The organism is Brevundimonas sp. Root1279 (genome assembly GCF_001425945.1).
In the GTDB taxonomy this organism is placed as follows: Bacteria; Pseudomonadota; Alphaproteobacteria; order Caulobacterales; family Caulobacteraceae; genus Brevundimonas.
Window position 1 is genome coordinate 183,084 of record NZ_LMEB01000006.1, and the last position, 25,165, is coordinate 208,248.

Consider the following 25,165-nt stretch of genomic DNA (forward strand, 5'->3'; position numbering starts at 1 on the left):
GCAAGCGGGCCCATGTCTTGAGAAAGGCATGGGCCCGCATCGTCTTCCCTCTCCGCTCCAGCGTCGCATCGAGGCCATGGCCGGGGCGCTGATGAGCGCTGACGGAATCGCCGTCGACTTCACCGCTCCCGCCGGCGCGCCGGCCCTTGTGGCGGCGGACTCGGTATCCTGGCGGCTGTTCAAGAACCCGGTGTCGCTGTTCATCGGCGGCGTCGCGGCCGTGCTGCTGGAGTTGGCAGAGCCCAAGGTCCGCGCCGGGGTCTGGGACCACACCAGCTTCAAGACCGATCCCGTCACCCGGCTGAGGCGCACCGGCCTGGCCGCCATGGTCACCGTCTACGCCCCGCGCGAAGTGGCCGAGGCCATGATCGCCGGGGTCAACCGCCGCCACGCCAAGGTGACCGGCGTGACCGAGGACGGCTCGGCCTACGCAGCCGATGATCCGGATCTCCTCGACTGGGTGCAGGCCACGGCGTCCTGGGGCTTCATCACCGCCTACGACCGGTTCGTGGAGCCGCTGCCCCCGTCCGCGCGAGACCGCGCCTGGGCCGAGGCGGCGCCGGCGGCGCGGCTCTACGGCGCGCTGAACGCCCCGGCCAGCCAGGCGGCCTGGGAAGCGACCCTGGCCGCCATGGATGCGCGGCTGGGCCCCTCGCCGGTGATCTTCGAGTTCCTGGACATCATCCGCAAAGCCCCCGCCCTGCCCGCGGCTGCGCGTCTGTCGCAGCCGCTGCTGGTCAAGGCGGCGGTCGATCTGGTCCCCGCCCCGCTCAGGGCGCGCCTCGGACTGGAGGCGGCCGGGCTGTCGCGCCTGGAGCGGCCGCTGGTCAAGGCCATGGGGAGAGCCGCGGACCGGCTGGTGCTGGAGAGCGCCCCGCCGGCCCAAGCGTCCGTTCGCATGGGGCTGCCGGCGGACTGGCTGTACCGCCCGCCGACACGCGCCTCCGCGGCCTAGATCAGAAAGCCCAGCGCACGCCGGCCGAAGCCACCACGCCGTAGCCGGTGACGTCGCCGCGCAGGTGCGAGGTCGTGGCCGCCGGCGTGCCGGAATAGAAGGTCCGGTCGCTGTGGATCTCGGTGTCCGAGAAGGCGATGTAGGTCAGGCCCAGATCGATGGTCGCGCTTTCGCTGGCCTTGATCGAGGAGCCCGCGGAGAACAGCCAGCGGTCGGCGTCCGGAATACGGGCGGTGCGCTCGTCGTCCCGGGTCGGGGTCGGGTCATAGCCGACGCCGCCGCGGACGGTGACGCGATCGGTCGCCTGATAGTCGAAGCCCACGGCGCCGGTGGTCACATCCGTGTAGTTCTGGGCGATGGTGTCGCCGCCGGTCGGATAGCTGACCCGAATGGCGTCGAACTCGGACCAGCCGATGCGGTTCACCTGGGCGTTCAGGGTCAGGCGGTCGTTGACGGCGTAGCGCGCCGAGACCGTGGCGAACCACGGGGTGTTGAAGGCCGCGACGCCCTCGGACTCGACATTGGCGCCGGCCAGCGGGCCCAGCAGGCCGGAGATGGCGATATCGCCGTCCAGTTCATGCTCGATCGACGACCGGTAGCTGAGGCCGAGGTCCAGCTTGCCGAAGTGCGCCTGGGCGCCGGCGTTCCAGCCGAAGTCCCAGCCATCGCCTTCCAGCGAGGAGTGGCCGTCCGGAAGCGCCGGCGAAAGGTTGGGCAGGGCGGAGGTCAGCTTGGCGTCGACGTGCTGTGCGTCCAGCCCGACGCCGACATCGAGCCAGTCGGTGACCTGCATCGCCGCGGTCAGGCCGGCGTCGACGGTGCGCAGCTCCGAGGTCAGGGCGTCGTATCGGGCGAAGGAGGCGGGGGCGTATTTGGTGGTGAAGTTGTAGGGCGCGGCGATGCTGAGGCCGACGGCGAAGCGGTCGCCGATCGGCGTGGCGACGGCGAAGTTCGGCGCCAGGCCGCTCTCGATCGGATCATTGGCGCGGTCCAGCCCGCGGACCGGGGCGGTGATCCCGCCCGGATAGGTGATGCTGGAGCCGGCGTTTTCGACCGTCGAACGCAGAAGCAGGCCGTGCAGGCCGACAGAGGCCTCGCGCCCGCTGCGGGCGATGGCGGCGGAGTTCCACCACATCGAGGCGACGCCGCGGTCGGCGCCCTCGCCGGAGTAGGCGCGTCCGGCGCCGCGCGCCGACTGTTCCTGGAGGTAGAAGGAGCCGGCCATGGCCGGGGCGGCGACGGCGCTCACGAGAGCGGCGACGGCGACGCCGGCGGAGACCGCGGCGCGCGACTTCGGGATGATCATGGAAACTGCTTTCAGACGCGGCCGAGGGGAGCGGCGCGGTTGAGATAAGCCCGGGGAGGCAGGGCGGAGGTGCGCCCGCGTACACGCGTACGCAACGCCTGTCAGACAGGCTCGCGGCAATGTGATCAATGATAACTTGATCGACGAACATCGTGCGGCCGAGGTGCGGCCGGGCCGGGATGCTGCGCCGGAGCCGACCGGGAAGAGCGCAGCAAACTGTCCCCGATTTCATCGAACGTTGATTCCGGAGCGATCTAGGCGCATCACCGACGCCTCGCCAGGAGGACGGCGCATGACGGTGATCGACAGGAGGGGTCTGGTCGTCGGCGGCGGCGCCCTTGGACTGGGCCTGGTTCTGCCTGGAGGCCTTTCCGCCCGGCAGGCGCGTCCACTGACCCCGCCCCAGATCGAGGGACCCTTCTATCCGTACGATCTGCCGCCGATCTACGACACCGACCTGGTGAAGGTGCGCGCCGGCGACGCCGCGGCCCTGGGCCAGGTGACGCACGTGACCGGGACGCTCTGGCGGCCCGACTCGACGCCCGTGGGCGACGCCCTGGTCGAGATCTGGCAGTGCGACGCCAACGGCCGGTACCGGCATCCCGACGACCAGGAGGCCTCGCGCACGCCGGATCCTCGCTTTCAGGGCTATGCCCGGACCACGACGGGCCCTGACGGGGCCTTTCATTTCCGCACCATCAAGCCGGTGTCGTACACGGTCACGGCGGCAAGCCCGCCGTTGGTGCGGGCGCCGCACATCCATGTCGCGGTCTCGACGCACGGCGCCCGGCGGCTGACCTCCCAACTCTACGTCGCCGGAGAGCCGCTGAACGACGCCGACATGGCGCTGGCCATGGTGACCGATCCGGTGCTGCGGGCCGGCCTGGTCCGCCCGTATGGCGACGGCTCGGCCTTCGAGGCCGGAGCCTTGGCCGCGCACTACGACCTGGTGATCCTCACCTGAGCGACGACCGCAGCGTCGGGGCGAGCCGGACGATCACCAGCAGCGCCGCCACGCTGCCGAGCGCGAGCGGCACGACGAAGCCCCAGCGACGGGCCAGGCGGCGAGCCCCGACCCGGCTGCGCAGGCGCGCCGTTCGGCCGGCCGACACGCGCGGCGTCGCGGCCGTAAAGGCCAGTCGATAGCCGATGCGCGGCACCGTCTCGATCTGAAAGCCCGCGCCCTCATGGTTCGACAGCCGCCGCAGCTTGCTGATGATCCGGCTGACCGCGTCATCGCCGACGATGACGCCGTCCCAACAGCGAATGATCAGATCGTCCCGCGACAGCACGGCGCCCTCCGCCCGCACGAGGGCGACCAGGACCCTCATCACCCGCGGTTCGAGATGTTGGGTGGCGCCGTTCGCGCCGACTTCTCCGAGCGACGGGCGGACCAGCAACTCGCCCAGATGGAAGTCCGCTTCGTGCGCCAGGACGGTCGGCTCGGAAGTCGTTGAGGTAGATGACATTTTTTTCACGTAGATGACATTTCGGTCACTCGGAAAGCATCGGGATTTCATCGGGCCTCGGCCCTATCGGTTGGGCGGCGGGGCGGTCATCCATGAAGTACGCCGGATCGCGGCGGAGCAGCGGGGGCTGCAGGAGACCGAACATGAAGACCACCCTGATGATGTTCACCCTAGCAGCAGTAGCCCTTTCGGCGCCTATGCTCGCCTCTGCACAGGGTCAAGACACGCTTCCGTCAATCCAGGTCACGCCGCGGCAAATGGTGGTCAGCTACGCGGACCTCGACACCAAGACGGATTGGGGCATGCGGTTGCTGGATCGGCGCCTGAACACGGCCACCGCGCAGGTCTGTCGCTTCTACGACAACCGCCTCGAGGACGTGCAGGTCGAGAACCGCTGCCGGCGCGGCGCCAAGGTCGACGCGATGGCCCAGTTCCGGGCCAATGAGACGCGGCGGATCGACCAGGCGTCGGCCCGATCGCCGGAGACGGCGTCCGTGACCGTCACCTCGCACTGAGCCCCGCCTGCAAATGAAAACGCCCGCCGGAGCAATCCGGCGGGCGTCTTCTTTGTCGTTTTTCGCGGGGATCAGGCGGCGGCGGTGATCGGGGCGCCGACTTCGGACGGATCGCGCAGGACGTAGCCGCGGCCCCAGACGGTCTCGATGTAATGCTTGCCGCCGGCCGCCGTGGCCAGCTTCTTGCGCAGCTTGCAGATGAAGACGTCGATGATCTTCAGCTCGGGCTCGTCCATGCCGCCGTACAGGTGGTTCAGGAACATCTCCTTGGTCAGGGTCGTGCCCTTACGCAGGGAGAGCAGCTCCAGCATCTGGTATTCCTTGCCGGTCAGGTGGACGCGGTGACCGTTCACCTCGACCGTCTTGCCGTCCAGGTTCACCGCGATCTCGCCGGTGTGGATGATCGCCTGGGCGTGGCCCTTCGAGCGGCGGACCACGGCGTGGGTGCGGGCGATCAGCTCGTCCTTGTGGAACGGCTTGGTCATGTAGTCGTCGGCGCCGCCGCCGAAGGTCTTGACCTTGGTCTCGATCTCCGAGGTGCCGGAAAGGATCATGACCGGGGTGTTCACCTTGCCCACGCGGAGCTGGCGAAGCACTTCGAGGCCGTTCATGTCAGGCAGGTTCAGGTCGAGCAGGATAAGATCGTAGTCGTAGATCTTGCCGAGATCGATGCCCTCTTCGCCGAGGTCGGTCGTGTAGACGTTGAAGCCTTCCGACTTCAGCATCAGTTCGATGCTCTGCGCGGTCGCGTGATCATCTTCGATTAGCAGGACGCGCATGAGTGCCCCTCCAGGCAAAGCTTGGCCGTAGACGTTACTGTCCCGTTTCCGGGTAACCTTGTTCGGACGTTAACCCCTCAAAAACTTAAGAAGGGTTAACGCGACTGGTTAATAGCGAATCTAGGCTGATTTGCGAATCGCCGTCGAGAGTCCCGAGTCAAGTCGCCGATATTTTTCGGCCAAGCCCCTGAATCCACGCGTGGCGGGGCCCGTGCGACCGATTTAGACGCCTCTTAGACATATATTCCTATTCGTTAACGACCGGCCGCTGCGGCCGTCGCGCGAAATGGGAGAAGAATGTGGCGGAGACGTACCAAGTGCCGGTGCGCGAGGAGGACCGCATCAAGGCGGAGCTGGCCATGCAGCTGGTGGCCGCCTCGACGGGGGTGTCGAAGGATCGGATGGAGACGCGGGCCCGGCTGGAACGGCAGGCCTGTCGGGCGCGGTGGCTGGCCATGTACCTGGCCTATGTGACCTTCGGCTGGCCCATGGACCGGGTCGGCCACGCCTTCGGCCTGAACCGGGCGACCGCAGCGGCGGCCTGCCGCTGGGCTGAAGACGGACGCGACCGTCCGGCAGTCGATGATCTACTGGATCGCCTGGAGCGCTGCGTGCGCGAGGTGATCGACTATCCGGCCTGCGAGCTGCCGGCATGACGGTCCGGGTTCAACGCCTGCTGGAGCAGAGGGACGTCTGGCTGGACGAAACGCCCGGCGGCTACGCGCTGCGACGCGGCGGCGACCGTCGCACGCGCGTGTTGACGGTCATCGACGAGGCGTTGTTTCGCACCCTCGTGGCCCAGCCCGGGCTAAGACCGCGCCCGGGCGGCGGCTGGACGTTGCGCGCAGGCGGCGCTGAGGGCGCGCCCGTCCCGCCGCCCGGACCGGGCGTAATCGCGGGCGACCGCCTGCTGGTCCAGCCGGATGGACGGATCACCCGCCACCCCGCCAACCTGGCGCACTCGCCCGTCGTCTGGCTGGCCGCACGCAAGGACGCCGACGGACGGACCTTCCTGGATCCGTCCGAGGTGGCGGCGGCGGAGCGCCTGGCGTTCGACGCCGAAACCGCGCTGAAGGGGCCGTCGCTGACGATGCGCTGGGACGCCCTCCCCCGCGCCCGAAGGGGCTCGGCGGCGAAGGCCGAACCAGGCGACCGGGCGCTGGCGGCGGCCCGTCGGGTGGAGGCCGCCCTGACCGCCTGCGGGCCGGCTCGGGCGATGATCGACCACATCTGCATCCGCGCCACGACCCTGCAGGCGGCGGAACAGGGGCTCGGCCTGCGTCGACGCGAAGGCAAGGCCCTGCTCCGCCAAGGCCTCCGGGCGCTGGCCGAATACTACCGCATCGGCTGAGCGAGCGGCTGCTAGGGGTGGGCCGACTCCAGGGCCGCGGCCTCGCGGATGCGGCCGACCATGGCGTTCAGACCGTTGGCCCGCTGGCGGGTCAGGGCAGACGGCAGGCCTAGGCGGTCCAGCGCCGCTCGGGCGTCGAAGCCGAGGATCTCCTCAGGCGTTCGATCCGAGTAGAGCTTCAGCAGCAGAGCGATATTGCCCTTGGAGAGGGCGCTGTCGCTGTCGGCCAGGAACTGCAGCCGGCCGTCGCCGCGACGCACCGCGAGCCAGACCTGCGCCGCGCACCCGGACACCTTGTTCACGTCGATCCGATCCGCCTCCGGCAGGGGAGCCAGTCCCTTGCCGAGGTCGATGACGTATTCGATCCGCCCTTCCCAGTCCCCCAGGAGGTCGAATTCCTCGACCAGTTCGGCGAGGACGGCGTCGATGGGCGGGCGGTTGGTCATGCGGGGCAGATAAGCCGGAGCGAAGCCGGGGACAACCACGCCTCCAGGCGCATTCCGTCCGGGCTCCGCCATACAATCCCCTCATACGGGTGGAGGCTTTGGACGACTCGCTGCGGGGGCTAGGCTCGCGCCCCCACTCCTGCCCCCGGATTCCGTGAACGCACCCGTCCACCTCGAAGTCTCGCCGGCCGCCGACGCCGCACCGGGCCGCCCGTCGGGCGATCGCCCGGCCTTGGCGGCATGGCATGCAGGCTGGGCCGTGACGGCGGCGCTGCTCGCCCTTGGCGGTCGCTGGGCGGGCCAGATCGACGGCACGGTCTTCTACGGCGTGCTGGCCATGATCGTCCCGGGCATGGCGGGTCTTGGCCTGCTGCAGCAGGACGGGCCGCGCGAGCGGCTGGCCCTGCTCGGGGTCTGGACCCTCGCCGCCATGCTGGCCGCGGCCCTGTCCGGCGGCATGACCGGCCCGATCGCCGGCTTCGTCTTCCTGCCCCTCGCCGCCGGCTTCGCCCTGGGCGGCGCGCGGCTGGCGCAGGTCGGAGCGGTTGCGACCGGCGCGGCGATCCTGGCCGGCCTGATTTCGGCCAGCTTCGGCGGCGGCGCCCCGGCCTCTCCGCTGATGGCCGCCGTCTCCGCCCTGATGAGCGTCGGCGGCGCGGCCTTGGCGACGCGGCTGTCGTGGCGGCAGCGCGAGAGCCGCCTCGCCGCCGCCGAAACCGAGTGCGCCCGGATCGAACAACTGATCGCGGCCCAGCCCGGCCTGACCCTGGTGCTCGAGCCCTCGGGACGCGTGCTGGCGGCCTACGGCGCGCCGCCGAGCTGCCTGCCGGTCGATCCCCTGTTCGCGCAGGGGCTGGTCGCCGCAGTGCACGCACCGGACCGTCCTCGCCTGCTGGCCGCCATCGAACAAGCCCTGCAGGGCCAGGACGCCGCCGCCCTGTTCGCGCCGCGGCTTGCCCTGGACCGGCGGGTGCAGATGCTGTTCCGCCGCTTGGACGACGCCACCGCCCCGCGCCTGATCGCCCAGGCCTACGACGCCACCGGCCAGTACGCCCGCGAGCTGGGCCTTGAGGTCGCGCGGACCGAGGCGGAGAGCCGCGAGGCCGGCAAGGCCCGTTTCCTGGCCAATATGAGCCATGAGCTGCGCACGCCGCTGAACGCCGTGCTGGGCTTCTCGGACATCATGCGCCAGCGGCTGTTCGGGCCGATGCCCGAGCGCTATGCGACCTATGTCGACAACATCCACGAGGCCGGCGGCCACCTGCTGGACCTGATCAACGACGTGCTCGACGTCTCCAAGATCGAGGCCGAGCGCTACGTCCTGACCCTGGAGCGGTTCGACGCGCGGGAAACCGTCTCGGCCGCCATCGCCCTGGTCCGGGTCGGCGCCGAGGACAAGGGCGTGACCCTGTCCGGCGTCCTGCCCGCCGATGTGCTGGAGGTCTCGGCGGATCGCCGGGCGCTGAAGCAGATGGCGCTGAACCTGATGTCCAATGCGGTGAAATTCACCCCGCCGGGCGGCTCCGTCACGGTCACGATCGAGGCGGTCGGGCCCGAGCTGGAAATGGTCGTCGCGGACACCGGCGTGGGCATCGCGCCCGAGGACGTCGCGCGGCTGGGACGTCCGTTCGAACAGGCCGGCGAGATGGAGCAACGCCGCCAGGGCACCGGCCTGGGCCTGTCGCTGGTGCGCGCCTTCGCCGAACTGCACGGCGGCCGGATGAGCATCGAGAGCACCCTCGGCGAGGGCACGGCGGTGACCGTGCGCCTGCCCGTGGCCCAGGCGCAGCGCGCGCCGGCCCCCGAAGGCGGGGCCGTGATCATCCCGCTTCCGGTGGCCGGCGGCGGCCAGGGCTAGACCCAGACCCAGACCTCAGCCGTCGACGTCGAGACCCAGGGCGACGCGGCCGGTGTAGCGCAGCTGCGGCTTGCGCTGCAGCGGGTGGAAGCGGGCGCCCTGCACGTCGCGGAAGGCGCGCTCCAGGCCCAGGGAGCGGTGGAAGGCGGGGCCGCCCGCGACCTCCATGGCCAATTCGACCGTGCGGATCGCGGCCTCGCCGGCCAGGGTGCGGCCGATCATGGCCTTGCTGGTGGTCAGCTCGCCCGGCATCGCCGTCTCGGCCTGGGCGATCATCGCCTCGACCGCATTCTCGGCGGCGGCGAAGGCGTTCTCCATCTCGCCGACCAGCTGGACCAGGCCCTCGTCGGCCGGCTTGCGCTTGGCGATCTCGATCGCCAGAGCCCGCGCCCCCTCGGCGACGCCGAGATAGGCGGAGTAGATCAGCGGGAAGGCCAGCATGGCGATGGCGTGGAAGAGCGGGTGCCACGGGCCCTGCGGGCGGCGGCCCGAGATGCCCGCGTCGGCGACGAAGACCTCGCTCAGCTCGACGTCGTGCGAGCCGGTGCCGCGCATGCCCATGACCCGCCAGGTGTCGTGGATCTTCACCCCCTCCGCCTTGAAGGGCACAGCGAAGTGCAGGACCGTCGGCCCGGCCTCGGGGTCCTCATAGACGGCGCTGGTCATCAGCAGGTCGCCGGCCAGGCAGCCGCTGGAGAAGATCTTGCGGGCGTTGATGCGGAAGCCGCCGTCGACCTTGGTCGCCGTGCCCGCACTCTTCAGCCAGTCGGTGCCGCCGCTGGAGACCAGGATCAGATCCTCGGCCGCGACGCGCTTGAGCAGGCCATCGGTGGGGGCGTTCTGGTTCCGCCAGCGCCAGGCGGCGACGGCGATCAGGTGCGAGTGCATCGAATAGGTCAGGCCGGTCGAACCGCAGGCGGCGCCGAGGCGGCGGATGACCTGCGCGATCTCGCGATACTCGGCCCCGCCGCCGCCCAGCTCGGCCGGGACATGGGCGGAGAAGAAGCCCTCGGCCTTCAGCCGGTCGTAGCTGTCGGCGACGAAGCTGTCCTCAGCGTCGTGGCGGGCGGCTTCGGCCGCGATGGAGTCGGCGAGCCGATCGGCGCGGGCCAGCCAGTCGATGGGAGCGTGAGCATCCATGGCGATCACCGGAGAAACGGACATCGGAAACCTCGTCTGGTTCAATCAGGAGAGGTCGTTCTGACGGACCGCTCCAGACCTCTCCAGTTCAGGAACTGAATCGAGGTGGTACAGGAACTGAACTGTCACTCACGATCGTTCGGACGTATCCTTCGGAGACGGAGGGTAAGATCTATGGCCCAGGGAAGCTATCGTCAGTTCTGTCCGGTCGCCATGGCGGCCGAGCTCTTGTGCACCCGCTGGACGATCGTACTGCTGCGCGAGCTGGTCGCCGGTTCGACGCGGTTCAACGACCTCAGGCGCGGGGTGCCGCGGATGTCGCCGGCTCTGCTCTCGCAGCGGCTCAAGGACCTGCAGGCCGCCGGGGTCGTGGCCAAGGTCACCGGCCAGGGCGGGACGGTCGAATACCACCTCACCGAGGCGGGCAAGGAGCTGCAGCCGATCATCGAGGCCTTCGGCATCTGGGGTCAGCGACGCATCAAGGCGGACGTCTCGCTGCAGCACCTCGATCCGCAGTTGCTGATGTGGGACATGCACCGCAACCTGAACACCACGCCCATGCCCCAGCGGCGGAGCATCGTGCAGTTCATCTATCCCGACCTGCCGCCGGCCCAGCGCCACTTCTGGCTGATCGTCGACCCGCAGGAAGGCGTCGACCTCTGCTCATCGGACCCGGGCTTCGACGTCGACCTCTATGTGACGGTCGACCTGCGGACCATGACGGCCATCTGGATGGGCTATGAAACCGTCCGACGGGCCCTGGCCGACCAGCGCATGACCCTGACCGGCGACGACCGGCTGGGCACGGAGATGCAGACCTGGCTGGGCCTGAGCCCCTTCGCCCCCTATGCGGTCAGCGCTTCGGGCGCCGCTGCATGACGAAGCCGATGACCTTGGCCGCGGCCTCGAAATGCTCACGCGGGATGATGTCGTCGACCTCGACCGCAGCGTAGAGGGCCCGGGCCAGGGGCACGTTCTCGACGATCGGCACGGAGTGCTCGCGGGCCACTTCGCGGATGCGCAGGGCCAGGGCGTCGACGCCCTTGGCGACGCAGACCGGGGCGGCGTCGCCCTCGTTCGGCTCATAGCGCAGGGCCACCGAATAGTGGGTCGGGTTGGTGACGATGACCGTGGCCTTGGGCACGTTCTGCATCATCCGCTGACGGCTGCGCTGGGCGCGGATCTGCTTCAGCTTGGCCTTGACGTGCGGGTCGCCCTCGGACTGCTTGTAGTCCTCCTTCAGCTCTTCCTTGGACATCTTCATCCGCTCGTTGAAGCGGAAGCGCTGCCACAGGTAGTCGGCGCCGGCGGTGAAGCCGAGGAAGATCAGGGCCGACATCATCAGGGCCAAGGCCAGGTCGCGGGCCATGGGCAGGATCATGGCCGGAGGCATGGCGGCCATGTTCTCGAACTCGCGCATGTGCGGCTTGAGCACCATCCAGCAGATGGCCCCGACGACCAGCAGCTTGAGGAAGGTCTTGGCGAACTGGACCAGGCCGTCCGGGCCGAAGATGCGCTTGAACCCGGCCATCGGGTTCACCTTCGACCAGTCGGGCTTCAGCTTCTCGGCGGTGAACAGCAGGCCCGACTGGGCCAGGTTGCCGCCGGCCCCGCCGATGATGGTGGCCAGCATGACCGCGCCGAGGAAGGGGGCGATGGCCCATAGGGCGTGAGCCCCGATCTCGACCCCGGCCCCGGCCTCGAGCCCCCCCGTCATGGTGTGCGGCGAGGCGATGAACGGGAGCAACTGCTCGGCGATCGAAGTGGCGAACCAGCCGCCGGCCATGAGGATCACCGCTGCGGCGCCCGCCAGCGATAAGGCAGAGCCGACATCGGCGGACTTGGCGACGTCACCCTTCTTGCGCGCGTCCGCAAGTTTTCGTGGGGTGGCCTCTTCTGTCTTCGACTCGGGATCCGCGCCTTCAGCCACCGGCGGCTCCAGCGAAGATGCGAGCCAGGTCGCGGTAGCGGTCGATGAAGACCGTCCCGAGCGCGCCCAGGCTCATGGCGAAGATCGACAGGCCGAAGATGATGCTCAGCGGCGCTGCGGCGAAGAAGACCTGGAACTGCGGCATGACGCGGCCGACCAGGCCCGAGGCCAGGTTGAAGATGAGGGCGAAGACCAGCAGGGGCGCCGACATCTGCACCCCCAGCATGAAGGCGTCGCCGAGGGTCTTCACCGCCAGGGAGGTGAAGTCGCCGGTCACCAGGGGCTTGGCGGGCGCGATCAGCTCATAGGAGCCGACCAGGCCGGCGATGAACAGGTGATGGGTGTTGGTGGCGAAGATCAGGGTCGTGCCGAACAGCATCAGGAAGGCCGAGATCGTGGTGCCCGGCTGGGCCTGCATCGGGTTGGCGGTCTGGGCGAAGCTGAGCGTGGTCTGCAGGGCGACGATCTCGCCGGCGGTGGCCAGGGCGGTCAGGAAGCTGCGCAGCAGGGCGCCGATGGCCAGGCCGACGATGACCTCCCGGATGATCCAGCCCGCCATGCCGCTGAGCGTCGCCGGCAGGGCGGGCAGCGCGTCGGAGACCACCGGCCACAGGGCCAGGGAGACGACCAGGGCCAGCGATAGGCGGATGCGCGGCGGCACGTAGCTCTCGCCGACGCCGGGCAGCATCAGCAGCACGGCCCCGATGCGGGCGAAGATCATGGCCCCCTGCCAGACCTGGTCGGATGTCGCCCAGGGGTCCAACGGTCAGATCACATGCCGGCGATGCGGGCGGCGATGGTGCGCATGAAGCCGCCCAGCAGGGCGCCCATCAGCGGCAGGAACAGCAGCAGGGAGACGAAGATGGCGATGATCTTGGGCGCATAGATCAGGGTCTGCTCCTGGATCTGGGTCAGGGCCTGGAACAGGCCGATGACCACGCCGACGATCAGGCCGACGATCAGGATCGGCGCGCACAGCTGGATGGTCAGCCACAGGGCGTCGCGGCCCACGTCCAGAACTTCCGCCCCGTTCATTCCCAACTCCGAAACCACCACGCGCGGGGCCCGCGGCGCTCCCGCCGACGCACTCCCCACTGGGCAAGGAATGCCGGGTGCGTGGTTAACGGCGCGTTAGCGAAGCCGTTAGCGGGCGCGCGAGATGGGTGTGTCGCCTCGGAAAAATTGTCGGACCGGAAAATTTGCCGCGCCGAGGCGCAGGCTGCGGCCAGAAAGCCGCGGCGCGAGGCGGACGACGATGAGAAAGACCCAGGCGCGGCGGCTATTTGAGGCTTCTGCGCGTCCAGTTGAATGTGGGAACGGCGACGCGTCCGGAAAAGCGGTCGGAGCGGCCTCTTCGGGGTGCAGGATGTCCTCGGAAGGCGCCGTAGGTGCGCGAGATGGCAGTATCGAGATGGTAGGGTTTCGGAGGCTCCAACTTGGCCGTTGGTTCGGCCCTCTGTTGAAGTGTCGGGGTCACCGACTGCCTCCCCCTCCGTGCGACTGCCGCCCTCCTTGCGGGACCGTTTCAGTCAACAATCATCCGGATCGACATCCATCGACATTGACGGCGACAGCGACGGCGTGATGGACATGTCGATCATACTCAGGGGCGTGACATCCGGGATCGGCGGGGAGGCCGTAGCGTCATGATCGGCATCAGTAGAAGTCTTCCAGTCGCCGCGTGTCTGGCGCTGGTCTCGGCCTGCTCGGTCTCACAGGGCCCGACAGCCTCAGACGACGCGCGGCCCGACGGCCAGGCAGCAGCTTCCCCAGATCCCGCGTCCAAGGAAGAGGTGATCCGGTATCTCGAAAAGGAGGCCGCCGTGCAGACGCGCGCCTATCCGGGGGTTCGACTTACACACATCCGGTTCAACTCGGATCAGTCGTTTGCATGCGGTCTAATGGAGCACCCGGGGGAGCAACCCCTCGTCTTCATGTCGGTGGACGCTAGCCCTCACTCGGTCGAGCGGTCGCTGGCGCTGGGATATCTCCATCGCGCGGGCGAATGGCGTCACGAACGGACTCAAAGCCGTCAGGACCGTGTTCGGCGCAGGTGTGAAACGGAGGGACTGCTGCCCGACGTCGCCCCCGACGTCGCCCCTGCCATCTCTCCTGCCGTCGCGGAGGCCCAATAGCTTCGCAAACAATCCCGGCCTTCCGCTGGCATAGCCATCTCATGGCGATCGGTCTGCGGCTCAACCGAACCGAGTGCACGACCAGTTCTGTTCGTCCACGACCGCTCGCCGGCCATCTGCCAGCGCGCCGAATGGGTCCCCGACGACCTCGGACTGGAACTCCCGGCCGCTTCGGGGTCTAAGGGCGCATAATCAGAACACGACCTCCGCTTCGGCGGAGCGCCCGCTACAGGATGCCGCCATGGACGACCACCGCCACTCCGCCGCCGACCACGACTGCGACGGCAGCTGGGTCGAGCGCGAGGCGCTGGCGCGGGCGGCCGGCACGCCCCTGCCCAAGCGCGGCGGGCGGCGGCCCAACCAGGACATGCCCAGCGCCGACGAAGTGCGGTCGGCCGTGCGCACCCTGATCCGCTGGACCGGCGACGATCCCGAGCGCGAAGGCCTGCTGGACACCCCTGACCGGGTGATGCGCAGCTATCGCGAGATGTACGCCGGCTACGACGTCGATCCGCGCGAATACCTGGAGCGGACCTTCGAGGAGGTCGGCGGCTACGACGAACTGGTCGTGCTCAAGGACATCCGCTTCGTCAGCGTCTGCGAGCACCACATGCTGCCGGTGATCGGCCGTGCTCACGTCGCCTACCTGCCCACCGACCGCGTCGTCGGCATCTCCAAGCTGGCCCGGGTGGTGCGCGGCTACGCCCGGCGCCTGCAGATCCAGGAGAAGATGACCGCGGAGATCGCGCGCGCCATCCAGGAAGTGCTGAAGCCCCAGGGCGTCGGCGTGGTCATCGAGGCCGAGCACAGCTGCATGACCCTGCGCGGCGTCAACGCCCCCGGCACCAGCCTGACCACCAGCCACCTGCTCGGCGTCATCCGCGACGACGCCCGCACCCGCGAGGAATTCCTGCGCTTCGTGCGGGGCTGACGCTCACTGCTGACCTCTGACCGGCGCCTTGTCATCCCGGCCGAGCGAAGCGAGAGCCGGGACCGATCGCGCGCACGAACAGACTCCCGGAAATCGCAGCGCGATTATCCGGGAGACAGCCAAGGGTCATTTCCTTCCCCCGGATAGCGGCTCGCGCCGCTTCCGGGAGGGCGAACATTGTCGGGCGCCCGGTCCCGGATCACCGCTGCGCGGTGTCCGGGATGACAAGGCTCAGCTCCGGAAGAATTCCAGCAAGTCCGCGTTCGCCACCTCGGGATGCGTCGTGCACAGGCCGTGCGGCAGGCCCGGGTAGACCTTGAGCGTGCCGTGCTTGAGCAGCTTGATCGACTTGAGGGCGGCGTCGGCGATGGGGACGATCTGGTCGTCGTCGCCGTGCATGACCAGGACGGGCACGTCGATGGCCTTGAGGTCCTCGGTGAAGTCGGTCTCGGAGAAGGCCTTGATGCACTCGTAGTGGGCGTTGGCCGCGCCCATCATCCCCTGCCGCCACCAGTTGTCGATGACGCCTTCGGAGATTTTCGCGCCCGGACGGTTATAACCATAGAAGGGCCCCGTCGGGACGTCGCGGAACAGCTGGGCGCGATTGGCGGCGAGGCCGGCGCGGAAGCCGTCGAACACCTCGATCGGCAGACCCTCCGGGTTCTTGTCCGACTTGACCATGATCGGCGGCACGGCCCCGATCAGCACCGCCTTGGCGACCCGGCCCTTGCCGTGTCGGGCGACGTAGCGGGTCACCTCGCCGCCGCCGGTGGAGTGGCCGACATGGATGGCGTCCTTCAGGTCGAGATGGCGCGCCAGGACGGCGACGTCGGCGGCGTAGGTGTCCATTTCATGCCCGCCCGAGGTCTGGCTCGAGCGACCGTGGCCGCGACGGTCATGGGCGATGACGCGGTAGCCCTGGGCCAGAAAGAACAGCATCTGCGCGTCCCAGTCGTCCGCGCTGAGGGGCCAGCCGTGGTGGAAGACGATCGGCTGACCGCTCCCCCAGTCCTTGTAGAAGATCTCGGCGCCGTCGTCGGTGGTGATGGTGGGCATCGCAGTCGGCCTTTCGAATATGGGCCGCGCGGGCCCGGACGGATCGGGGAAGCCAGCCATCCGTAGCACCGTGAGATGACATTGATCAGTCATCCAGAAGTAGGAGACGGGCGGCCCGCTGGCGGGTCAGGAGTCCCGGCGGATGGGCTCGGGGGATTCCCCGATGCCGGGTCAGCGGGGCGGCCCATACGTTGACGCCTCCCGCGCTCGCCGGAGCGCGACTCTGCCCGGAGTATCCGTAATGGCTTCCAAAGCGCCCCCCGCCAATCCCGCCAACGGCTCGACCCCCGAAATCCTGCCGCGGCCCGACTTCCACTTCACCGGCGAGGTGGGACGGACGCAGTCGGACTCCGATCCGGCCCAGTTTCCCCAGCCGGTGCAGCCGCCCGCGGGGGCGCCGAACATCGTGCTGATCCTGCTGGACGACGTCGGCTTCGGCCAGTTCTCGACCTTCGGCGGCGGGGTGCCCTCCCCGACCATGGACCGCCTGGCCAAGGAGGGACTGCGGTTCAACTGCTTCCACACCACCGCCCTGTGCAGCCCGACGCGGGCGGCCCTGATCACCGGCCGTAACCATCACTCGACCTCGTTCGCCGGCATCACCGAACTGGCCACGGGCTATGACGGCTACTGCTGCGTCCTGCCCAAGGACTGCGGCACGGTCGGCGAGGTGCTTCGCCAGAACGGCTACATGACCGCCTGGATCGGCAAGAACCACAACACTCCGACCTGGGAGACCAGCGCCGCGGGACCGTTCGATCGCTGGGCCAACGGCCTGGGCTTCGACTATTTCTATGGGTTCAACGCCGGGGACATGAACCACTGGAACCCGTTGCTGTTCGAGAACCGCGACCTGGTCCCGGCCTCGGACGATCCGGACTACCACCTGACCGAGGACTTGGCCGACAGGGCCATCGCCTGGGTGCGCAAGGTCAAGGCGATCGCGCCGGACAAGCCCTATTTCCTCTATGTCGCGCCCGGGGCCACCCACGCGCCGCACCAGGCGCCCGCGGCCTGGATCGACAAATTCAAGGGCCAGTTCGACATGGGCTGGGACGCCTATCGCGAACAGACGCTGGAGCGGCAGAAGAAGCTCGGCGTCGTGCCCAAGGACACCAAGCTGACCGAACGGTCCAAGGGGCTGCCGGCCTGGGAAGGGCTCGATCCCGAGGAGCAGCGCCTCTACGCCCGGATGATGGAGGTCTTCGCCGGCTACGGCGCCCAGGTGGACGACGCCATGGGCCGGGTCATCGACGCGGTGAAGGCCCTGCCCGACGCCGACAACACCATCATCATCTACATCGCCGGTGACAACGGCTCGAGCGCCGAAGGCGGGCTGGAGGGCTCGCTGAACGAGAACCTGTTCTTCAACGGCGTGAAGGAACGCTGGCAGGACAATCTGAAGGTCATCGACGAGCTGGGCGGGCCGAAGCATTTCAACCACTTCCCGTCGTCCTGGGCGCACGCGATGAACACGCCCTTCCAGTGGACCAAACAGGTCGCCAGCCACTTCGGCGGCACGCGCAATCCGATGATCATCAGCTGGCCTGACCGCATCAAGGACAAGGGCGGGCTGCGCGAGCAATTTCTGCACACCATCGACATCGTGCCGACCCTGTACGAGTTGTGCGGCGTCACCGCGCCGCGTGAGCTGAACGGGGTGCAGCAGAAGCCGATCGAAGGCGTCAGCTTCGCCTTCGCGTTTGACGAGGCGGCGGCGCCGAGCCGCCGCAAGACCCAGTATTTCGAGCTGGGCTGCAACCGCGGTCTCTATCATGAGGGCTGGATGGCTTCGGCGCCCGCCTTCGCCCCCTGGGAGCCGGTGCGCGACGAGAACTGGAACCCCGACAATGCGGTCTGGGAGCTCTACAAGCTGGACGAGGACTTCTCGCAGGCCAAGGACCTCGCGGACAAGGAACCGACCAAGCTGCGCGAGCTGCAGGATCTGTGGTGGATCGAGGCGGCGAAGTACAACGTCCTGCCGCTGGACCCGCGCGCCATCATCCGCATGAACGCCGAGGCCATGGGTCGGCCCAGCCTGGTCGGCAAGCGGACCCGCGCGACCTACTACGAAGGCATGGTCGGCCTGCCCGACGCGGCCTGCCTGCCCATGCTCAACAAGTCCTGGACGATCTCGGCGGAGGTCGACCTGCCCGACGACCACGCCGAAGGGATGATCGTCACCCAGGGCGGTTCGGAGGGCGGCTACGGCCTCTACCTGAAGGATGGGCGGCCGACCTTCGTCTACAACTTCCTTGGCCAGGAGCGCCCGACCTTCGCGGCCGAGGACCCGCTCCCGCCGGGCGAGCACAAGCTGGAGGTCGACTTCGCCTACGACGGCGGCGGCATGGGCAAGGGCGGCAAGGTCACCCTGAAAGCCGACGGCAAGAAGATCGCCGAGGGCCGGCTGGAGAAGACGGTGCCGATCCAGTTCTCGATCGGCGAGGGCCTGGACGTCGGCATGGACAACGGTTCGGCCGTCGACTGGACCTATCAGCTGCCCTTCGCCTTCACGGGCAAGATCGACAAGGTCGAGGTCGAGATCCGGCCCTAGCCGTCAGCGGGCGCCGACGCTGCGCAGCCACGCCGCCTGCTCGGAATCCGTCCCGGCCTTTTGCTCAACCGCGGCCAGCAGGCTGCGGCCCTGCCAGCGGGCGTTGAAGTCCATGCCGCGCGCTGAGAGCTTACGCACGAGGTCCGCTGTGATGAAACTCGGGTCGAAGACATCATTGTCGAAGCGCGCCGGAAAGAACAGCCGCCAGGATGGCGGGAGGCCGTCAGCGTCAGGCAGGTTGATGTCAGCGCCGGCCGCGATCAGCAGATCGATGATGCGCAGCGCACGCCCGTCGAAGGCATCGACTTCGCCGTCCAGCTTCAACGAGTCTATCGCCTCGCGGAGTGCGCGCTCGCGGTGAGCGATACGGTTCGGGTCGGCGCCGGCCTTGAGCAGGATGGCGATCGCCTCGGGTGAGTTGGCCCGAATGCCGTCGGCGAGGGTCGACAGTGGCGTTTCATAAGACGCCACCCGATCCGGATCGGCGCCGGACTTCAATGCAAGCCGGAGGAGGTCCAGCCGGACCTCCCCGCCATGGGCCGCCGCGACCTGCATCAAGAACTGATCCTTGAACTCCTGCGGTGCGGACCGCAGGACGCGGGCCATAATCCGCTCGGACGGGAACGGATCCGACAGGCGCTGAGCCTGGAACAGCTCGTGCGGCTGGGAGAGCATGAGGTCGAGGATGCCGACGTCGCCGCCCTCGACGGCGGCTTGGACATACTCTCGCGGCCAGACGGGCTCGGCCGGGGATCCGCCGGCGGGGACTGCCGCGAGCAACCGGCGGAAGAGGCGCCCCTGCCCCGTGGCCGCGGCCCAGTAGAGCGCCGATCGTTCCTGGCTCCACGCGTCGGACCCGGCCGTGGGATCGGCGCCGGCGGCGAGCAGCGCTCGGATGGCGGCGTCGTTGCGACGAACCACCGCCCAACTCAGCGCCGTCGTCCCGAACAGATCCGTCGCGTTGACGGGGTTGGTGCGCAACAGTCGGCCGATGTCCTCGGCGTCGCCCCGGCGCGCCGCCTCGTGAAGGGTCGTTGGCGGCGTGGCGATCACCCCCGCCGGCGTGGCCAGCCGCAGGGGAAGGTCGGAGTAGTAGACGTCGTCGCCATCGCGCCGTTCGCGGCACAGCTCCGCGTCCGGATAGCCCGGTTGCGTGACCATCGCGAGGTTATAGGCTTGGGCGTAGCCGAGCACGTCACCGAGTTCCTGAACGATGTGGTCGCCGTGGGGAATCTCGGCCAAGGCAGGCACGCGGGACCGACCTGTCGGGGTGAAGCATGTGGCTCCGCGCGGGCCGACGTCGTACTGGCCCGTGTAGATCAACCCCGCCTCGCCCCGCGCCAAGGCGGCACGAGCATCTGCGGCCGGATCGGCGCCCGCCTGAACCCGCGCGAGAATAGCGTCGTACTTCAGCGGAGGCGCTTTCGCTTGATCCACGAGTTCGGAAGCGACGGACGGTTGCGGCGAGGCTGGGGGCGTGCCTGGGCCGCAGCCTGTGTTAACGACAGCCACGATCAGGGCGAGGGCTTGGCGGCGAAGCGGCATGGCGTTCCTGCGGCGGACTTGGGCAAGGATGCGCCGCCCGGCTCTCCGACGCGTTAAGCGGCTCGGTTAAGACGCGACGGCGGCCCGCTCCTTGCGGGGAGGACCTCGAAGGAGGCCCTCCCCTTGGCCTGGACCGCGATTTCGACCCGGAATGAGACACCGCCCATCGTGCGCGGCGGGTGGCTCGACGCCCTGCGTTTCATTGTGGCCGGGCTGATCATCCTGCACCACTTCCAGGGCGCCGGGCCGGTTCCGCTGGCCGAGGGCCTGCATCCGGTGTTCGAGCGGGGCGGCTTCCTGCTGACCAATTTCTTCCTGATCGACAGCGGCTATGTGCTGATGCGGGTCTATGGCGGCTCGCTCGCCAAGGGTTCGATGTCGCCCGGCGACTTCCTGCTCAAGCGCCTGCTGCGCGTCTGGCCGGCCCACCTGATGATGGGCGCGGCGCTGGTGGGGCTGGTCGTGGTCAGCGGACTGCTGGGCGTCGCCCCGCGCGCGCCGGAGTGGTTCCGCTGGGCTCAGCTGCCGGCTCAAATGACCCTGACCCAGGCCTTCGGCGTGCCCGGCGGCTACGGCTGGAATGCGCCCAGCTGGTCGATCTCGGCCCTGATCGGCTGCTACCTGGCCTTCCCGTGGATCCTGCGCGGCCTGGCCCGGTTGGGGCCGTGGACAGCGCTGGCGCTGGGGGTCGGCCTGTATCTGCTGGCCAACCAGCTGACCTGGGCCCTGCTCGGCTATCCGGTCTACCAGATGCCGATGGGCTTCGGCTTCTTCCGGGCCCTGCCGCTGTTCGTCCTCGGCATGGCCTTGGCCTGGTTCGCCCAGAAGGTCTGGATCGCACCCAGGCTGGCCGGCTGGGCCGGCATCGGCGCGGCGCTCCTGCTGGCCTTCGTCCAGTTTTTCGACAAGCACGCCCTGGTCTCGCTGGCCTGCATCTCGACCATCATCCTGGCGGCCGGCGCGATCCCGACGCCGCGACCGTCGAAATGGATCGAGATGGCGGCGCAGGTCAGCTTCTCGATGTTCATCACCAACGAGGTCGTGCGCATCGCCTGGTTCGGGGTGGTGAACGTCGCCGTGGCCCGCATGGGCCTGCCCGTCGCCGTGCAGTGGGGGCTGTGGGCGGCGGGCGTGGCGGCGGCCTTCGGCTTCGCCTTCCTGTTCCACTTCACGATCGACCAGCCGCTGCAGGATCGGATCCGGGCCTGGCTGAAGAGCCGCCGGACCAAGCGCCAGGCGCGGGCCCTGCAGCCGGTGGTCTCGCTCGAAGGCTAGAGGTAGCTCGTCACGGCGGGGGCGTGGTTCCAGTCGTCGTGCGCGCCGTCCTCGTAACGGATCGGGACCCGGGCGAGCTCTTCAGGCGTGACGTCGTCGAGGCAGGCGACATTCACGCAGACGAAGTCGCCGCCCATCGGCTCGAACGAGGCCGAGGCGAAGGGATAGACTCCGCAAGTCCGGCAGAAGGCGTGGTCGATGGCCCCCGCGCCGAAGCGATAGTGAGTCAGGTTTTCCGCCCCCTGCAGCAGGCGGAAGGCTTCGTCCGGGACGTGGTTCTTCCACATGCGGGTCTTGGCGCAGAAGGAGCAGTTGCAGCGCAGGGTCGAGGCGAACCAGGCCCCGGGTCGCGGTTGGGGCGACCGCTCGCCCTCGGGCGCCAGGTCGATGTCGCATTCGAACCGGACCGCGCCGCAGTGACAGGAGCCATGGCGGGTCCGGATCATCACATGCCCTCGATCAGGTGAAGGATGTTGCCGTCCGGATCCTTGAACCAGGCCAGCTTGGCGCCGCCGCCTTCGTGGACGCCGTCGCGCCATTCCATGCCGGGGAAGTCGTAGCGCTCGAAGGTCACCCCCTTGGCGCGGAGCTCGGCGACGGTCTCCGTCAGATCGCCGTCCATCGCCCAGGTGACGGCGTTGGCCTTGTTGGTTCCGGCGTAGTCGGACTTGTAGACCGTCAGGGCGGTGGTCCCGGTGCGGTAGCCGAGCACGTCGCCGCAGTCCTCGCCCTCGTGATCCTGGACGAGTTCGAGACCGAGGGTCTCACCGTAGAACTGTCGGGCGCGGGCCAGGTCGCTGACCGCGACGATGGCAGAAGAGTTGCGTTCCCTGAGCATGGCGCTCTCCCTTTCGAATGGGAAAGCCAGCGTCCGGACGGCGGGTCGGTTCCTACGGCAGCGGTTCGGCCAGAGCCGTCACACGCCCTCGGCGAGGTGCAGGATGTTGCCGTCGGGGTCCTTGAACCAGGCGAGCTTGACCGGGCCGGAGGAATAGACGCCGTCCTTGAAGTCGAGCCCTTGCAGCTGCTCGTACTCGTGGAAGACCACGCCCTTGGCGCGCAGTTCATTTACGACCTCGATCAGGTCGCCCTTCATGGCCCAGCTGACGGCGTTGCCCTGGTTCGTGCCGGCGTAGTCGGACTTGTAGACGGTGAGGAAGGTGTCGCCGGTGCGGAAGACGAGCACGCCGGCTTCCTCGTGGCGCTCGGCCAGGCGCAGGCCGAGAACGCCCTCATAGAAGGCCAGCGCGCGCTCTATATCGGCGACGGCGACGATGGCGGAGGAATTGCGGTCCTTCAGCATGGCGTCTCTCCGGGGAGGTGAGGCCTGCAAAGTACGTAGATTAGGGTACTGACACAACCACTGCTGGTGCACCGCGCGTCGGGAAGCATAGTGGCGGCGGCGCGGCCTTCTGCCCGTGAGTCAGGCGGAGACGCCGTCAGATCGGCATCCGCATGATTTCCTGGTAGGCCGAGATGACCTGGTCGCGGACGGCCATGACGGTCTCCAGCGAAGCCTCGGCCGAGGACACGGCGGTGACCACGTCGATCAGGCTGCCCTGGCCCTGGATGGTCGAGGTCATCTGGGTCTCGGCGGCGCGCGTCGTCTGGGTCATGTCGCCCATGACGCTTTGCAGCATGCCGGCGAAGCCGGTCTCGCCGGCCGAAGCCGCGGGCGCGGTCGGCGCGGCGCCGCCCTGGATCGAGGCGTAGGCCTTGGCCGCCATCAACGGGTTCATGGCTCAGTCCTACTTCTTCAGGATGTCGAGGGTGCGCGAGTCCATCGACCGCGCCGTCTCGATGACGTTCAGGTTGGCTTCGTAGGCCCGCTGCGCCTCGCGCATGTCCATGGCCTCGACCAGGGTGTCGACGTTGGGGCGGAGGACATAGCCCTCAGCGTTGGCCGCCGGGTGGGAGGGGTCGTATTCGGAGCGGAAGTCCGACTGGTCGGGGCGCACCTCGGCCAGGGTGACGCCCGTGGCGCCGTCGATCTCGCGCGCCTGGAACACCGGCACCTGGCGGCGATAGGGCTGGCCGCCGGCGACCGGCGAGGTCGACTGGGCGTTGGCGATGTTCTCGGCGATGACGCGCATGCGCGACTGCTGCGCCTTGAGGGCGCTGGCGGCGACGGCCATGGCGCTGTTCCGCGGCGGGACGGGATCCGGCATCGTCTACTCCCCCTGCTGTCTCAGCGGCCCGGCGCGCGGGCGGCCATGCGCAGCATCTGCATGGACTTCTGGTAGATGCCGATGGCGGCGTCATAGGCCATGCGGCTCTCGGACATCTTCAGCATCTGCTCCTCGACCACGACCGAATTGCCGTCGAGGGTGGTCTCGGAATCCGGCGACGCCGCGCTTTCGAAGCGCGCCTGCTGGCCCTGCGGCGCGATGTGCATGGCGCTGGTGCGGGCCATGCGCACGCCCGCGCCGTTGCGCAGGGCGGCGGCGAAGTCCGTCGGCTGGTTCAGGTCGCGCGCCGCGTAGCCCGGGGTGTCCGAGTTGGCGACGTTCTGGGCGATGACGCGCTGGCGCTCGTCAAGCCAGTTCAGGCGGCCCTTGATCTGGCCGAGCAGCGGCAGGTCGGCGATGCCCACGGGGCGTCCAGTTCGTCTTGAGGAAACCCCGGACGCGACGCGCCCAAGGTCTGATGGGCAGAAACTGCCGCCCCCATGGTTAACGGTCGGTTATCTCAATCTGGCATTAACCATGATCATCGAGTCTGGCGCGGCCGGGCACAGAGATTCGGCGGGACCTCGGGCGCATGAATTTCCTCGATCTGCTGCGGGCCTTGTTCGCCCTGGCCTTCACCCTCGGCATCATCGGCCTGGCCGCATGGGCGGCGCGCCGCTACGCCCCGCAGCTGATGGCCAAGCTCAGCGCCGAGCGGGGCGAGCGCCGCATGTCGGTGGTCGAGACCCTGGTGCTGGACCCGGCCCGCCGCCTGGTGCTGGTGCGAATCGACGATGAGGAGCGGCTGCTGCTGCTCGGCGAGGGCAAGGAGCTGCTCGAACCGCGCGGGCCGGAGCTGCGCAAGTGACGTTCCGCGACGTCTTCGTCATGCCGACGCGCGACGAGCTGAAGCGCGCAGCGCTGCTGTCGCTGCTGACCACCGGTTTCTGCATGCTGTGGCCGCTGGGAGCCCTGGCTCAGGACATCGCCGCCGCCGGCGGTCCGGGCGCGGCGATCAACATCGACCTGGGCACCGGCTCCGGCCTGACCGAACGCGTCGTGCAGCTGGTCGGCCTGATGACCGTCCTGTCCCTGGCCCCGTCGATCGTCATCATGACCACCAGCTTCGTGCGAATCGTCGTGGTGCTCAGCCTGCTGCGCACGGCCCTGGGCATGCAGCAGGCCCCGCCCAACGCCGTCCTGGTCTCCCTGGCCCTGTTTCTGAGCGCCATCGTCATGGCTCCGACGTGGCAGGACGCCTATGATTCGGGCATCCGACCCCTGCTGGACCAGCAGATGGAGCTGCCTCAGGCCTTCGATGCGGCGTCGGAACCTGTGAAGACTTTCATGCTGTCCCAGGTGGACCGCGACGACCTCGCCCTGTTCACCCGACTGTCCCAGGTGGAGGCGGATACGGCGCTGGTCGACCTGCCCCTGCGGGTGGTCACTCCGGCCTTCATGATCAGTGAGCTGAAGCGGGCCTTTGAAATCGGATTTCTCCTTTTCGTTCCGTTCCTTGTGATCGATTTGGTGGTCGCCAGCGTGCTCATGTCGATGGGTATGATGATGCTTCCGCCGGTGGTCGTTTCCCTGCCCTTCAAGCTCATCTTCTTCGTGCTCGTGGACGGCTGGAGACTGGTCGCCGGAAGCCTCGTCGAGAGCTTCCAGCGAGCGTCCGGTAGCGGATAAATCCCCACCCCGTGGGGGTTCCAGCGGCAAAGGCGCTTGCCAAGCTGCAGAAAAGCGGCGTCA

Annotated in this window: 28 protein-coding genes; 12 read left to right on the forward strand and 16 right to left on the reverse strand. The window is 68.6% G+C overall.

Features of this window, described 5'->3' with window-relative positions; all coding sequences use genetic code 11:
* Positions 1-28: 28 nt before the first annotated feature.
* A complete protein-coding gene (locus ASC65_RS08890) occupies positions 29-955 on the forward strand; it encodes an oxygenase MpaB family protein (protein ID WP_156459603.1) in 927 nt (308 codons plus the stop codon).
* Between the two features lies 1 nt (position 956).
* Here the strand turns inward: ASC65_RS08890 and ASC65_RS08895 are convergent, their stop codons facing one another.
* Entirely contained in the window at positions 957-2,261 is a 1,305-nt protein-coding gene (locus ASC65_RS08895) for an OmpP1/FadL family transporter (protein WP_056451766.1), read from the reverse strand.
* A gap of 292 nt (positions 2,262-2,553) precedes the next feature.
* Between ASC65_RS08895 and ASC65_RS08900 the strand changes: the two genes are divergently transcribed.
* Entirely contained in the window at positions 2,554-3,225 is a 672-nt protein-coding gene (locus tag ASC65_RS08900; RefSeq protein WP_056451768.1) for a dioxygenase family protein, read from the forward strand.
* Here ASC65_RS08900 and ASC65_RS08905 read toward each other — a convergent pair.
* Complete coding sequence (locus tag ASC65_RS08905) at positions 3,218-3,781, reverse strand: winged helix-turn-helix domain-containing protein (protein WP_082525954.1); 564 nt, start codon at positions 3,779-3,781, stop codon at positions 3,218-3,220. The genes ASC65_RS08900 and ASC65_RS08905 overlap by 8 nt on opposite strands.
* Before the next feature lie 92 nt (positions 3,782-3,873).
* Here ASC65_RS08905 and ASC65_RS16735 point away from each other — a divergent pair, with 92 nt between their 5' ends.
* Positions 3,874-4,245, forward strand: coding sequence for a UrcA family protein (locus ASC65_RS16735; RefSeq protein WP_162245665.1), 372 nt, complete (start codon positions 3,874-3,876; stop codon positions 4,243-4,245).
* 71 nt (positions 4,246-4,316) lie between these two features.
* Here ASC65_RS16735 and ctrA read toward each other — a convergent pair whose 3' ends face one another.
* Positions 4,317-5,024, reverse strand: coding sequence for a response regulator transcription factor CtrA (gene ctrA, locus ASC65_RS08915; RefSeq protein ID WP_056451774.1), 708 nt, complete (start codon positions 5,022-5,024; stop codon positions 4,317-4,319).
* 299 nt (positions 5,025-5,323) lie between these two features.
* Here ctrA and ASC65_RS08920 point away from each other — a divergent pair, with 299 nt between their 5' ends.
* Entirely contained in the window at positions 5,324-5,680 is a 357-nt protein-coding gene (locus ASC65_RS08920) for a chromosomal replication initiator DnaA (RefSeq protein WP_235561453.1), read from the forward strand.
* A complete protein-coding gene (locus tag ASC65_RS08925; protein WP_056451776.1) occupies positions 5,677-6,375 on the forward strand; it encodes a DUF6456 domain-containing protein in 699 nt (232 codons plus the stop codon). Before ASC65_RS08920 ends, ASC65_RS08925 begins: the two co-directional genes overlap by 4 nt.
* An 11-nt stretch (positions 6,376-6,386) precedes the next feature.
* Here ASC65_RS08925 and ASC65_RS08930 read toward each other — a convergent pair whose 3' ends face one another.
* Positions 6,387-6,821, reverse strand: coding sequence for a SufE family protein (locus tag ASC65_RS08930; RefSeq protein WP_056452605.1), 435 nt, complete (start codon positions 6,819-6,821; stop codon positions 6,387-6,389).
* 154 nt (positions 6,822-6,975) lie between these two features.
* On the opposite strand from ASC65_RS08930, the gene ASC65_RS08935 reads away from it, so the two are divergent.
* Complete coding sequence (locus ASC65_RS08935) at positions 6,976-8,679, forward strand: sensor histidine kinase (protein WP_235561454.1); 1,704 nt, start codon at positions 6,976-6,978, stop codon at positions 8,677-8,679.
* Positions 8,680-8,694: 15 nt separating this feature from the next.
* Here the strand turns inward: ASC65_RS08935 and ASC65_RS08940 are convergent, their stop codons facing one another.
* The gene (locus ASC65_RS08940; protein WP_156459604.1) at positions 8,695-9,843 is read right to left on the reverse strand and encodes an acyl-CoA dehydrogenase family protein; all 1,149 of its coding nucleotides are present in this window, start codon (positions 9,841-9,843) and stop codon (positions 8,695-8,697) included.
* Positions 9,844-9,993: 150 nt separating this feature from the next.
* Here ASC65_RS08940 and ASC65_RS08945 point away from each other — a divergent pair, with 150 nt between their 5' ends.
* Positions 9,994-10,698, forward strand: coding sequence for a winged helix-turn-helix transcriptional regulator (locus ASC65_RS08945; RefSeq protein ID WP_056451780.1), 705 nt, complete (start codon positions 9,994-9,996; stop codon positions 10,696-10,698).
* On the opposite strand, the gene flhB is transcribed toward ASC65_RS08945, so the two are convergent.
* The 3 genes from flhB to fliQ are packed head-to-tail and all read right to left on the reverse strand — an operon-like array spanning position 10,673 to position 12,784.
* The gene (flhB, locus tag ASC65_RS08950) at positions 10,673-11,749 is read right to left on the reverse strand and encodes a flagellar biosynthesis protein FlhB (RefSeq protein WP_056451782.1); all 1,077 of its coding nucleotides are present in this window, start codon (positions 11,747-11,749) and stop codon (positions 10,673-10,675) included. The genes ASC65_RS08945 and flhB overlap by 26 nt on opposite strands.
* Entirely contained in the window at positions 11,742-12,512 is a 771-nt protein-coding gene (gene fliR / locus ASC65_RS08955) for a flagellar biosynthetic protein FliR (protein ID WP_056451784.1), read from the reverse strand. Before fliR ends, flhB begins: the two co-directional genes overlap by 8 nt.
* A gap of 8 nt (positions 12,513-12,520) precedes the next feature.
* Positions 12,521-12,784: a flagellar biosynthesis protein FliQ gene (gene fliQ, locus ASC65_RS08960; protein ID WP_056451786.1), complete on the reverse strand. Its 264-nt coding sequence runs from the start codon at positions 12,782-12,784 to the stop codon at positions 12,521-12,523.
* A 1,467-nt stretch (positions 12,785-14,251) separates the two neighbouring features.
* On the opposite strand from fliQ, the gene folE reads away from it, so the two are divergent.
* A complete protein-coding gene (folE, locus tag ASC65_RS08970) occupies positions 14,252-14,815 on the forward strand; it encodes a GTP cyclohydrolase I FolE (RefSeq protein ID WP_056452610.1) in 564 nt (187 codons plus the stop codon).
* A 231-nt stretch (positions 14,816-15,046) separates the two neighbouring features.
* Here folE and ASC65_RS08975 read toward each other — a convergent pair whose 3' ends face one another.
* On the reverse strand, positions 15,047-15,871 hold the full coding sequence (locus ASC65_RS08975) for an alpha/beta fold hydrolase (RefSeq protein ID WP_056451790.1): 825 nt from the start codon (positions 15,869-15,871) through the stop codon (positions 15,047-15,049).
* A 241-nt stretch (positions 15,872-16,112) separates the two neighbouring features.
* Here ASC65_RS08975 and ASC65_RS08980 point away from each other — a divergent pair, with 241 nt between their 5' ends.
* Positions 16,113-18,425, forward strand: a complete 2,313-nt coding sequence (locus ASC65_RS08980; RefSeq protein WP_056451793.1) for an arylsulfatase — start codon at positions 16,113-16,115, stop codon at positions 18,423-18,425.
* A 3-nt stretch (positions 18,426-18,428) separates the two neighbouring features.
* Here ASC65_RS08980 and ASC65_RS08985 read toward each other — a convergent pair whose 3' ends face one another.
* Positions 18,429-19,667: an ankyrin repeat domain-containing protein gene (locus ASC65_RS08985; RefSeq protein WP_056451795.1), complete on the reverse strand. Its 1,239-nt coding sequence runs from the start codon at positions 19,665-19,667 to the stop codon at positions 18,429-18,431.
* A gap of 471 nt (positions 19,668-20,138) precedes the next feature.
* Here ASC65_RS08985 and ASC65_RS08990 point away from each other — a divergent pair, with 471 nt between their 5' ends.
* Positions 20,139-21,245: an acyltransferase family protein gene (locus tag ASC65_RS08990; RefSeq protein WP_235561455.1), complete on the forward strand. Its 1,107-nt coding sequence runs from the start codon at positions 20,139-20,141 to the stop codon at positions 21,243-21,245.
* On the opposite strand, the gene ASC65_RS08995 is transcribed toward ASC65_RS08990, so the two are convergent.
* From ASC65_RS08995 to flgB, 6 genes are all read right to left on the reverse strand, one after another.
* Positions 21,242-21,691 carry a GFA family protein gene (locus ASC65_RS08995; RefSeq protein WP_056451798.1) on the reverse strand — a complete coding sequence of 150 codons (450 nt, stop codon included), beginning with the start codon at positions 21,689-21,691 and terminating at the stop codon, positions 21,242-21,244. The two genes, ASC65_RS08990 and ASC65_RS08995, sit on opposite strands and share 4 nt — an antisense overlap.
* A complete protein-coding gene (locus ASC65_RS09000) occupies positions 21,691-22,083 on the reverse strand; it encodes a VOC family protein (protein WP_056451800.1) in 393 nt (130 codons plus the stop codon). Before ASC65_RS09000 ends, ASC65_RS08995 begins: the two co-directional genes overlap by 1 nt.
* A gap of 78 nt (positions 22,084-22,161) precedes the next feature.
* Positions 22,162-22,548 (reverse strand): VOC family protein, encoded by a 387-nt coding sequence (locus ASC65_RS09005; RefSeq protein ID WP_056451802.1) that lies wholly within the window; start codon positions 22,546-22,548, stop codon positions 22,162-22,164.
* A 136-nt stretch (positions 22,549-22,684) separates the two neighbouring features.
* Positions 22,685-22,984, reverse strand: a complete 300-nt coding sequence (locus tag ASC65_RS09010) for a flagellar hook-basal body complex protein FliE (RefSeq protein WP_056451804.1) — start codon at positions 22,982-22,984, stop codon at positions 22,685-22,687.
* A 9-nt stretch (positions 22,985-22,993) separates the two neighbouring features.
* Complete coding sequence (gene flgC, locus ASC65_RS09015; protein WP_235561456.1) at positions 22,994-23,413, reverse strand: flagellar basal body rod protein FlgC; 420 nt, start codon at positions 23,411-23,413, stop codon at positions 22,994-22,996.
* Between the two features lie 20 nt (positions 23,414-23,433).
* On the reverse strand, positions 23,434-23,838 hold the full coding sequence (gene flgB, locus ASC65_RS09020; protein WP_056451806.1) for a flagellar basal body rod protein FlgB: 405 nt from the start codon (positions 23,836-23,838) through the stop codon (positions 23,434-23,436).
* Between the two features lie 167 nt (positions 23,839-24,005).
* Here flgB and ASC65_RS09025 point away from each other — a divergent pair, with 167 nt between their 5' ends.
* Positions 24,006-24,281: a flagellar biosynthetic protein FliO gene (locus ASC65_RS09025; protein WP_056451808.1), complete on the forward strand. Its 276-nt coding sequence runs from the start codon at positions 24,006-24,008 to the stop codon at positions 24,279-24,281.
* A 20-nt stretch (positions 24,282-24,301) separates the two neighbouring features.
* On the forward strand, positions 24,302-25,102 hold the full coding sequence (gene fliP, locus ASC65_RS09030) for a flagellar type III secretion system pore protein FliP (RefSeq protein ID WP_056452616.1): 801 nt from the start codon (positions 24,302-24,304) through the stop codon (positions 25,100-25,102).
* Positions 25,103-25,165: the final 63 nt, after the last annotated feature.